Genomic DNA, 8,924 nt, shown 5'->3' with positions numbered 1-8,924 from the left:
TGCCGCCAGCGTTCGTTCTGAGCCAGGATCAAACTCTCAGGTTAACCTGATCAACCAGAGCCGAAGCTCCAATCAATCCGTCAACGGTTGGTCCTTGCTTAAACGCGTCTTCCTTACTGCATGAAACATCACGAGCCGCTCCGCTGCTTACGCAGCCGAACGAACGTGACGTCTCGGAATAACGAAGACAGCAAGAGCCCAGATCTCATGGCCGAAGCCATGTCCCAGGACCCGCCGCCCGCGTATCCCTTCTCGTCTTTATTACAATGTCAAACAGCGTGCGGCGAACCGCAGGAGACACCCTGGCCGATTCGGCCCAAGGCGAAACCCCAACTATAGATATTTTCGAGAGGCGATACAAGCGCCTCAGCCTCAACCGAAAGGTTGCGCCGAGACGCACCGCCGATCCCCTTCGCGTTTCGCCTTTTGCAAGGCGCCCCGCTCGGGTGGCGCGGTTTTTAGGCGAGTCGTTCCGGGATGTAAAGCAGAAAAGAAATCAATTTCGCCGCATGCGTGATCTGCGCAAAAGACGCGCGGAAATCCGCGGTTACAGCAGCCCAAGCGCCTTCAACTCGGCGACCATCTTGGGCGGGAGATCGGCTTCGGCACGCGCGGCGCGGAGCGCCGCGCGCTGGTCCGCGAGATCCGCCGGCACATCCTCCTCCTCGAGATAACGCCAACCCTGGAAGGCGCGCCGCGGCCGGGTCTCGGTGAGAATCATCTTCGGCTCATAGACGATGGCGCAATAGGCATTGCCCTTCTCGTCCTGGACATCGTCCAGCCGCAGGATCGGGTGCCGCACGCAGATTCGGCCACGAATCACCCAATAGAGTGAGCCGCCATCGAGCACTTCCTCGAGCCGTTTCGGCTTCATCCGGGTCCAGTGCGCGTGCTCGTTCGGGCTCTTCAGACCCTTGCGTTTCCTGGCTTTCTTGCAGTCGTCGCTGTCGAACCAGGCGGCCAGTTCGTCGATGCTTTCGATGCCGACGCACAATTTGACAAGGTGAACGGTCATGCGAAAGACTCTGCACTGTTCCGGGGGACATGAATTTGCGGCTTGGAGGTCACTGGCTTAGAGGATTGCCAGGGCCGGCTTCAAGCCTTTGAAGGAGCTTTCGACCATGTCCCCGCTTTCGGCCCTCCGCCGTTCCATTGCCATCGCTTCCGCGCTTGCGTTTCTCGGCGGCTGCGGCACCGGCACGATCAACTACGTGCATGTCGATTCCAGCTACGACCCGACCTCGCTGGCGCATATCCCCTATACCGGGCCGCTCTATGCCGATGTCTCCGGCAATCCCTTCGGCATTCCGCAGGACGACTTGCAGCGACTGGTGAACGACGCGATCCAACCCTCGAGCGCGAAAGCCGAAACCGGCCAGGGCGTGCGCGTCCATTTCGCCTTCGGCCCGACCGCCGCCGACCGCAGCTCGGCCTGCAGCATGGTCGGAACCCCGCAGATGTCGAAGACGATCTCCGTGGTCGCGGCGCTCTGCCGCGGCGGCGGCAGCGCGACGACCTATCTGGTCGGATCGGTGGACGACATCAGCGGCCCGAGCGATCCCCGCTTCGAGAACTTCCTGCGCCAGGTGACGGTGCAGCTCTTCCCGCGCATGGATCCCAACCGCGATACGCCCTGCTTCCTGCCGACCTGCTAGCGAATGAGCTTGCTGATCGAACGAAACTCCGCGGCCTCCGCGCTGCGGAGCCATTCGAACAGCGCCATTTCCGCGGTGATCAGCGTGGCGCCGGCGCGGGCCACGCGGTGCAGCGCCACCTCGCGGCTCTCGGCGCGGCGCGACGAGACGCAATCCGCCACCACGAAGACCTGGTAGCCCGCGTCGATCAGGTCGAGCCCGGTCTGCAGCACGCAGACATGGGCCTCGACCCCGGCCAGGATGAGCTGCGGCTGGCCGGCGCGCTTCAGCGCATCCCGGATGGCCGGGTTCGCGTAGGCCGAGAACTCCATCTTCTCGAGCCGCTGGGTGATGAACTCGGTCAGTCCCGGCAGGGTGGGGCCCAGCCCCTTCGGATACTGTTCCGAGGCCAGAATCGGCACGCTCAGCTCGTAGGCGCCCCGCAGCAGAACCCCACAACGCGCTCTCACATCGGCGGCATCCACCATCGCGGGAACCAGCCGTTCCTGCATATCCACCAGCAATAACAGTGACTTCGCGCGGTCGAGCAGCATCCCCGGGTCTCTCTCACAATCGAGCTATGCGACCATAGCGCACCCCCCGTCACATTGACAAAACAGCGATTTTTCTTATATTTCCGGCGGCTTAAGCGACTTGGACTCGCGGGCAACCGTCGCTATGCAAGCCTTTGCAACCGCCCGTTTCGGACAACATGAAATTCGCAGATCTGGGGCTTAGCCCCGAAGTGCTGAGCGCAATCGCTGATCTCGGCTACGAATCCCCCACCCCGATCCAGGCTCAGGCCACTCCGATCATCCTTATGGGACGTGACGTGCTGGGTTGCGCACAGACCGGCACCGGCAAGACCGCGGCCTTCGTGCTGCCGATGATCGACATCCTCAACCACGGCCGCGCGAAAGCGCGCATGCCGCGCTCGCTGATCATCGAGCCGACGCGCGAGCTCGCCGCGCAGGTCGCCGAGAACTTCGAGAAATACGGCAAGAATTGCGAGCTCTCGATGGCGCTGTTGATCGGCGGCGAGAGCTTCACCGACCAGGAGCGCAAGCTCGATCGCGGTGTCGACGTGCTGATCGCGACACCCGGCCGCCTGCTCGATCTGTTCGAGCGCGGCAAGATCCTGATGAACGACGTGAAGACGCTGGTCATCGACGAAGCCGACCGCATGCTGGACATGGGCTTCATCCCGGACGTCGAGCGCATCGTCTCGCTGCTGCCGAAGATCCGCCAGACCCTGTTCTTCTCCGCCACCATGGCGCCGGAAGTGAAGCGCCTGGCCGACGCCTTCCTGATGAACCCGAAGGAGATCACCGTCTCCGCGCCGGCCACCACCGCGACCACGGTGACCCAGGGCCTCGTCGTTTGCGACGAGATGGACAAGCGCGAAGCGCTGCGCCGCCTGATCAAGTCGGAAGAAGTGACCAACGCCCTCATCTTCTGCAACCGGAAGAAGGACGTCGATATCCTGTTCCGCTCGCTTTCGAAGCACGGCTTCAATGCCGCGCAGCTGCACGGCGACATGCCGCAGTCGAAGCGCACCGAGACGCTCGAGAAGTTCAAGAACAACGAAGTGACCCTGATGGTCTGCAGCGATGTCGCCGCGCGCGGCATCGACATCAAGGGCCTCTCCCACGTCTTCAACTTCGACACGCCGCATCACGCCGAAGACTATGTGCACCGGATCGGCCGCACCGGCCGCGCCGGCAAGGAAGGCCGCGCCTTCACCTTCGCCATGCCGGAAGACGGCAAGGCGGTGCAGGCGATCGAGAAGCTGATCGGCAAGGAGATCCCGCGCGTCAACATCGAGGGCATCACCACCCAGGAACTCTCCGACGAGGCGCCGCGGCGTGGCCGCGGTCGCGGCGGCGGCGGCGGCCGGGGCCGTGGCAATGACCGTGGCGAGCGCGGCTCCAGAGGCGAACGGGGCGGCCGGGGCGGCCGCAACCGTGGCGAAGGCCGTCGCGACCGCGAGCCGCAGCCGCAGGAACCGCGGGTCGATGCAATCGATGCCGCGATCCCGCATCCCGCCGCCGAACTGCACCGCCGGGACCATCTGGCCGCGGCGACCGCGCTGCCGGAGATCGCCGACCAGGTGGCGGCGGATCATCCGATCGCGCCGGTTGTTGTCAGTGGCGTGGCCAGTGGCGTGGTAGGCCCGGTCACCTCAGACGGGTTGCCGAGCCAGACCTACGCCAACAACACCCGCGCCAACAATTCCCGGCATGAGTCGAACCGGCACGAGCGCCGGGCCCAGGCCCATGCCGAGAGCCATGGCGAGCACCACGGCGGGCCGTTCGGCGATCACACGCCGGAATTCTTCGCCCGCGAGCAGCGCCGCGCCCTGCAGATGACCGAACGCGGGTCGGCACGCTAAACCAGACCGTCACCCGCGGGCTTGACCCGCGGGTCTCTCTCCAGCGGGAACTACCCTTTTCAATCAGTTGACCGCGTCACGCCGCAGCCTATGCTGCGGCGTTTTCGTGACAGCGGATTGACGCGGGCCCATGACGATCCTCACGGCGCTCTTCAAGCGCAAGCTCGCCTTGTTCGGGCTGATCGTCATCCTCGGCTTCGTGATCCTGGCGCTGTTCGCGCCTTGGCTGGCACCCTACCCCTATGCCGAGATGCACAAGGACGGGCTGACCGATTTCGGCAGCCCGCTGCCGCCCGGCGCAAAATACTGGCTCGGCACCGATACCCTCGGCCGCGACCTGCTCTCGCGGCTGATCTACGGCGCGCAGGCGACCCTGATCGTCGCCATCATCGCCAACACCATCGCCTGCGCCATCGGCACCCTGGTCGGGGTGACGGCCGGCTACCTGCGCGGCTTGGCCGGAGCGGCGCTGATGCGCTTCACCGACCTGATGACCGCCTTCCCGGCGCTGCTGCTGGCGATCCTGCTGGCCGCGATGTTCAACCCCAGCCTCTGGATTGTGGTCATCGTGATCGCCATGGTGAACTGGGTCCAGGTCGCGCGCGTCACCTACACCGAGACGATCTCGCTCGCCGAGCGCGAGTTCATCACCGCCGAGCGCAGCCTCGGCGCCGGCGCGGGCCGCATCCTGTTCCGCCACCTGCTGCCGCATCTCATTCCCACCATCACGGTCTACGCGACCCTCGGCATCGCCACCACCTCGCTGACCGAGGCGACGCTCTCCTTCCTCGGCATCGGCGTGCAGCCGCCGACCCCGAGCTGGGGCAACATGGTCAACGAGAACCAGACCTATTTCGAAGCGGCGCCCTGGCTGGTTTTCTTCCCCAGCGCCTGTATCGGCATCCTCGCCCTCTCCTTCAACCTGATCGGCGATGCGCTCCGCGACCTGCTCGACCCGACCTTGCGGGGGCGGCACTGATGGGCAGCTACATTCTTCGCCGCCTGGTGCAGATGCTGCTGACCCTGATCGGCGTCAGCATCATCACTTTCCTGATCACGCATTGGCTGCCGCAGGATCCCGCGCGCCAGATCGCCGGCCGCACCGCCAGTGCCGCCCAGGTCGAGCAGGTCCGCCACACTTTCGGCCTCGATCTGCCGCTGCACGAGCAGTATCTGCATTACGCCGCCAACCTGGTGCAGGGCGATCTCGGCCGCTCCTACGTGCAGCGCACCGACGTCGCCTCGCTGATCGCGGCGCGGCTGCCGGCGACCCTGCTGCTGATGCTGGGCGCGATCTTCTGCGAGCTGCTGATCGGTCTGACCGCCGGCACGATCGCTGCCTTCAAGCGCAATACGTCCTTCGACCAGGGCGTCATGATCGGCGCCCTGCTCTTCGTCTCGACCCCGCAATTCCTGGTCGCCTATACCTTGCTCTATGTCTTCAGCAACTGGCTGGGTTGGTTCCCCTTGAGCGGCTACGGCTCCTTCCGCCACCTGGTGCTGCCCTCGATCGCGCTGGGGCTGCTCGGCGGCGGGTGGTATGGCCGCATGATGCGCTCCAGCATCATCGAGGTGCTCCGGCAGGACTACGTTCGCACCGCCCGGGCCAAGGGTCTCGGCCGCGCCCGCATCGTCCTCATCCATGTCCTGCCCAACGGCCTGTTGCCGATCATCGCCATGATCGGGCTCGACATCGGCTATTTCATGAGCGGCATCGTGGTGGTGGAATCGGTGTTCGGCTGGCCTGGAATCGGCCAATTGGCCTGGCAGGCGATCCAGACCATCGACATACCCATTATCATGGGGGTGACCTTGGTGGCCGCCTGTGCCATCGTGCTGGGCAACCTGCTGGCCGACCTCGTGGCGCCGCTGATCGATCCCAGAATCAAGCTCAAATAATCAAGCTCAAGCAAGCAACGAAAACCCGACGGAGAGGGACATGAACATGAACCGGTTGTTGATCTCAGTTTCTGTGGTCGCCCTGCTGGCGCTCGGCGCCTGCGGCGAGAAGAAGGAAGAGCAGGCCTCCAGCGAGCAGACCCAGACCACGCCGGCCCCGGCCCCCGCGCCGGCGGAGCCCGCCGCGCCCGCGGCCCAGGCTCCAGCCGAGCCCGCCGCCGCTCCTGCGGCGACCCAGGAAGCCGCCGCGACGCCGGCCGCGACCGGCGAGGTCAAGCAGGGTGGCGCGATGACCGTCACCTTCAAGGACGACATCTCCACCCTCGATCCCGCGATCGGCTACGACTGGAAGAACTGGTCGATGATCAAGAGCGTGTTCGACGGCCTGCTCGACTACAAGCCGGGCACCACCGAGATCATCCCCGATCTCGCCGAGAGCTTCGAAGTGGCGCCGGACGGCCTCACCTACACTTTCAAGCTCCGCAAGGGCGTCAAATTCCACAACGGCCGCGAGATGAAGGCTGCGGACGTGAAGTATTCGCTCGAGCGCACCTGCAACCCGGACACCGCCAGCCCGGGCGCCGGCTATTACGGCGCGATCAAGGGCTTCGAGGATTTCCAGGGCAAGAAGGCGACCGAGCTCACCGGCATCACCACGCCGGACGACTACACCGTGAAGATCGAGCTCTCGCATCCCGATTCCACCATGCTGCACCTGATGGCGCTCAACTTCTCCTTCGTCGTGCCGAAGGAAGAGGTGGAGAAGGCCGGCGCCGATTTCGGCAAGAAGCCGGTCGGCACCGGTGCCTATAAGGTCAGCGAGTGGACCAGCGGCCAGAAGATCGTGTTCGAGCGCAACAAGGACTATTTCCGCGCCGGTCTCCCGCATCTCGACAAGATCACCTTCGAGATCGGCCAGGACCCGACCGTGGCCCTGCTCCGGCTGCAGAAGGGCGAGATCGACATCGCCGGCGACGGCATCCCGCCCGCGAAATACGCCGAGGTGCTGGCCGATCCGGCGACCAAGGACCTGGTCACCATCACCGACCAACTCCAGACCGGCTATGTTTCGATGAACGTCAACATCGCGCCCTTCGATAAAGTGGAAGTGCGCCAGGCGGTCAACATGGCGATCGACAAGGACGCCATCGTTAAGCTGATCAACAACCGCGCGGTGCCGGCTAACCAGCCGCTGCCGCCCGCCATGCCCGGCTATGACAAGAGCTACGCCGGCTATGCCTACAACGTGGACGAGGCTAAGAAGCTCCTGGAGAAAGCCGGCGTCGGCAGCGGCTTCGAGACCGACCTCTATGTCATGAACGTCGATCCCAACCCGCGCATCGCCCAGGCGATCCAGCAGGACCTCGCCAAGATCGGCATCAAGGCGAATCTCAAATCGCTCGACCAGGGCACCGTCATCGCCGCCGGCGGCAAGAAGGACGGCGCGCCGATGATCTGGTCCGGCGGCATGGCCTGGATCGCCGACTTCCCGGATCCCAGCAACTTCTACACCGCGATCCTCGGCTGCGGCGGCGCGGTCGATGGCGGCTGGAACTGGGCCTGGTATTGCAACAAGGATCTCGACGCCCGCGCCGACAAGGCCAATGCGATGACCGATCCGGCCCAGGCCGACGCGCGCGCCGCCGAATGGGGCAAGATCTTCACCGATCTCATGAAGGACGCGCCCTGGGCGCCGGTCTTCAACGAGAAGGCGGTGGTGATCCATTCCAAGCGGGTCGCGGGTCCGAACGGCATCTTCGCCGATCCGATCCACATCCCCGTCAACTACGACGAGGTCTACGCGACCGACGCGCAGTAAGCCCTGAATGCGGCGGCTGGGAATCGCTCCGGCCGCCGCACTCCTTCATTCCGGAAGACAACCATGTCCGCGCGCCACACGATCCACGATCACCAGCATCACTTCGGCTGGGACAATTCGCTGAAACCGATCCTCACCGTCGGCTCGGGCGAGACGCTCGAGCTGAAGTGCAAGGATTCCTCCGGCGGCCAGATCACCCCGCAATCGACCGCCAAGGACGTCCCCAACCTCGACTTCACCAGGGTCAACCCGACGCTCGGACCCATCGTGATCGACGGCGCTGAGCCGGGCGATGCGATCAAGGTGACTCTTCTGGATTTCAAGCCCTGTGGTTGGGGCTGGACCGCCAACGTCCCCGGCTTCGGCCTGCTCGCCGACCAGTTCAAGGACCCGGCGCTCCACATCTGGAAATATGACGCCGACAGCTTGGCGCCGGCCATGTTCGGCCCGGCCAAGGTGCCGCTGAAGCCCTTCGCCGGCACCATCGGACTGGCCCCCGCCGAGCCCGGCCATCACTCGGTCGTCCCGCCGCGGCGCGTGGGCGGCAACATGGACATCCGCGATCTCGCCAAGGGCTCCGAGCTCTATCTGCCGGTCGAGGTCAAGGGCGCGCTGTTCTCGCTCGGCGATACCCACGCCGCGCAAGGCGACGGCGAGGTCTGCGGCACGGCGATCGAAAGCCAGCTCGACGTCACCGTGAAGCTCGAACTGGTGAAGAACGCCAACCTCACCTTCCCGCGCTTTCGCACGCCGGGACCTGTGACGCGCCATCTCGACGAGAAGGGCTACGACGTCACCACCGGCATCGGCAGCGACCTGATGGAAGGCGCCAAGGCGGCGGTGAGCGGCATGGTCGATCTCCTCTCCAAGCGCCACAACCTCTCAGCCGTCGAGGCCTACATGCTCTGCTCGGTCTGCGGCGACTTGCGGATCAGCGAGATCGTCGACATGCCGAACTGGGTGGTGTCGTTCTACTTCCCGCGGGTTGTTTTGGAATAATGCACGCGGAGGCGTTGCTCATAATCTCGGTCGTCATCCCAAGGCTTGGCCTTGGGATCCATATGTGGACGGCCCCCGTGTTGCAAGATAGGGCGGCTTTGAATCGGATCGATTGCGTCCATATGTCCGGCCTGTTTGGTGCGGTCGCGATTGACCGCTGGCCGAGATGGCGTCCGCGACG

General features: G+C 64.7%; 8 protein-coding genes. 6 read left to right on the top strand and 2 right to left on the bottom strand.

Annotated features, from left to right (window positions below; all coding sequences use genetic code 11):
* Positions 1 to 547: 547 nt before the first annotated feature.
* Complete coding sequence (locus tag ACH2CY_RS28305) at positions 548 to 1,015, bottom strand: DUF1489 family protein (RefSeq protein ID WP_395023400.1); 468 nt, start codon at positions 1,013 to 1,015, stop codon at positions 548 to 550.
* A gap of 106 nt (positions 1,016 to 1,121) precedes the next feature.
* Here ACH2CY_RS28305 and ACH2CY_RS28300 point away from each other — a divergent pair, with 106 nt between their 5' ends.
* Positions 1,122 to 1,655 carry a hypothetical protein gene (locus ACH2CY_RS28300; RefSeq protein ID WP_395023399.1) on the top strand — a complete coding sequence of 178 codons (534 nt, stop codon included), beginning with the start codon at positions 1,122 to 1,124 and terminating at the stop codon, positions 1,653 to 1,655.
* Here ACH2CY_RS28300 and ACH2CY_RS28295 read toward each other — a convergent pair.
* A complete protein-coding gene (locus tag ACH2CY_RS28295) occupies positions 1,652 to 2,188 on the bottom strand; it encodes a hydrolase (RefSeq protein WP_395023397.1) in 537 nt (178 codons plus the stop codon). The genes ACH2CY_RS28300 and ACH2CY_RS28295 overlap by 4 nt on opposite strands.
* A 158-nt stretch (positions 2,189 to 2,346) precedes the next feature.
* Here ACH2CY_RS28295 and ACH2CY_RS28290 point away from each other — a divergent pair, with 158 nt between their 5' ends.
* The 5 genes from ACH2CY_RS28290 to ACH2CY_RS28270 all read left to right on the top strand — a co-directional run bounded on the left by ACH2CY_RS28290 (position 2,347) and on the right by ACH2CY_RS28270 (position 8,743).
* Positions 2,347 to 4,026, top strand: coding sequence for a DEAD/DEAH box helicase (locus ACH2CY_RS28290; protein ID WP_395023395.1), 1,680 nt, complete (start codon positions 2,347 to 2,349; stop codon positions 4,024 to 4,026).
* Between the two features lie 130 nt (positions 4,027 to 4,156).
* On the top strand, positions 4,157 to 5,005 hold the full coding sequence (locus ACH2CY_RS28285) for an ABC transporter permease (protein ID WP_395023394.1): 849 nt from the start codon (positions 4,157 to 4,159) through the stop codon (positions 5,003 to 5,005).
* Positions 5,005 to 5,925, top strand: coding sequence for an ABC transporter permease (locus ACH2CY_RS28280; RefSeq protein ID WP_395023392.1), 921 nt, complete (start codon positions 5,005 to 5,007; stop codon positions 5,923 to 5,925). The genes ACH2CY_RS28285 and ACH2CY_RS28280 overlap by 1 nt, the downstream gene beginning before the upstream one ends.
* A gap of 40 nt (positions 5,926 to 5,965) precedes the next feature.
* Positions 5,966 to 7,744, top strand: a complete 1,779-nt coding sequence (locus tag ACH2CY_RS28275; RefSeq protein ID WP_395023390.1) for an ABC transporter substrate-binding protein — start codon at positions 5,966 to 5,968, stop codon at positions 7,742 to 7,744.
* A 63-nt stretch (positions 7,745 to 7,807) separates the two neighbouring features.
* A complete protein-coding gene (locus ACH2CY_RS28270; protein WP_395023389.1) occupies positions 7,808 to 8,743 on the top strand; it encodes an acetamidase/formamidase family protein in 936 nt (311 codons plus the stop codon).
* The last annotated feature ends 181 nt before the right edge of the window (positions 8,744 to 8,924 follow it).

It is taken from the genome of Dongia sp., from assembly GCF_041905885.1.
GTDB lineage: Bacteria > Pseudomonadota > Alphaproteobacteria > Dongiales > Dongiaceae > Dongia.
The sequence above is the reverse complement of the archived record's forward strand: the minus strand, read 5'-3'. Positions and strand labels throughout refer to the sequence as shown.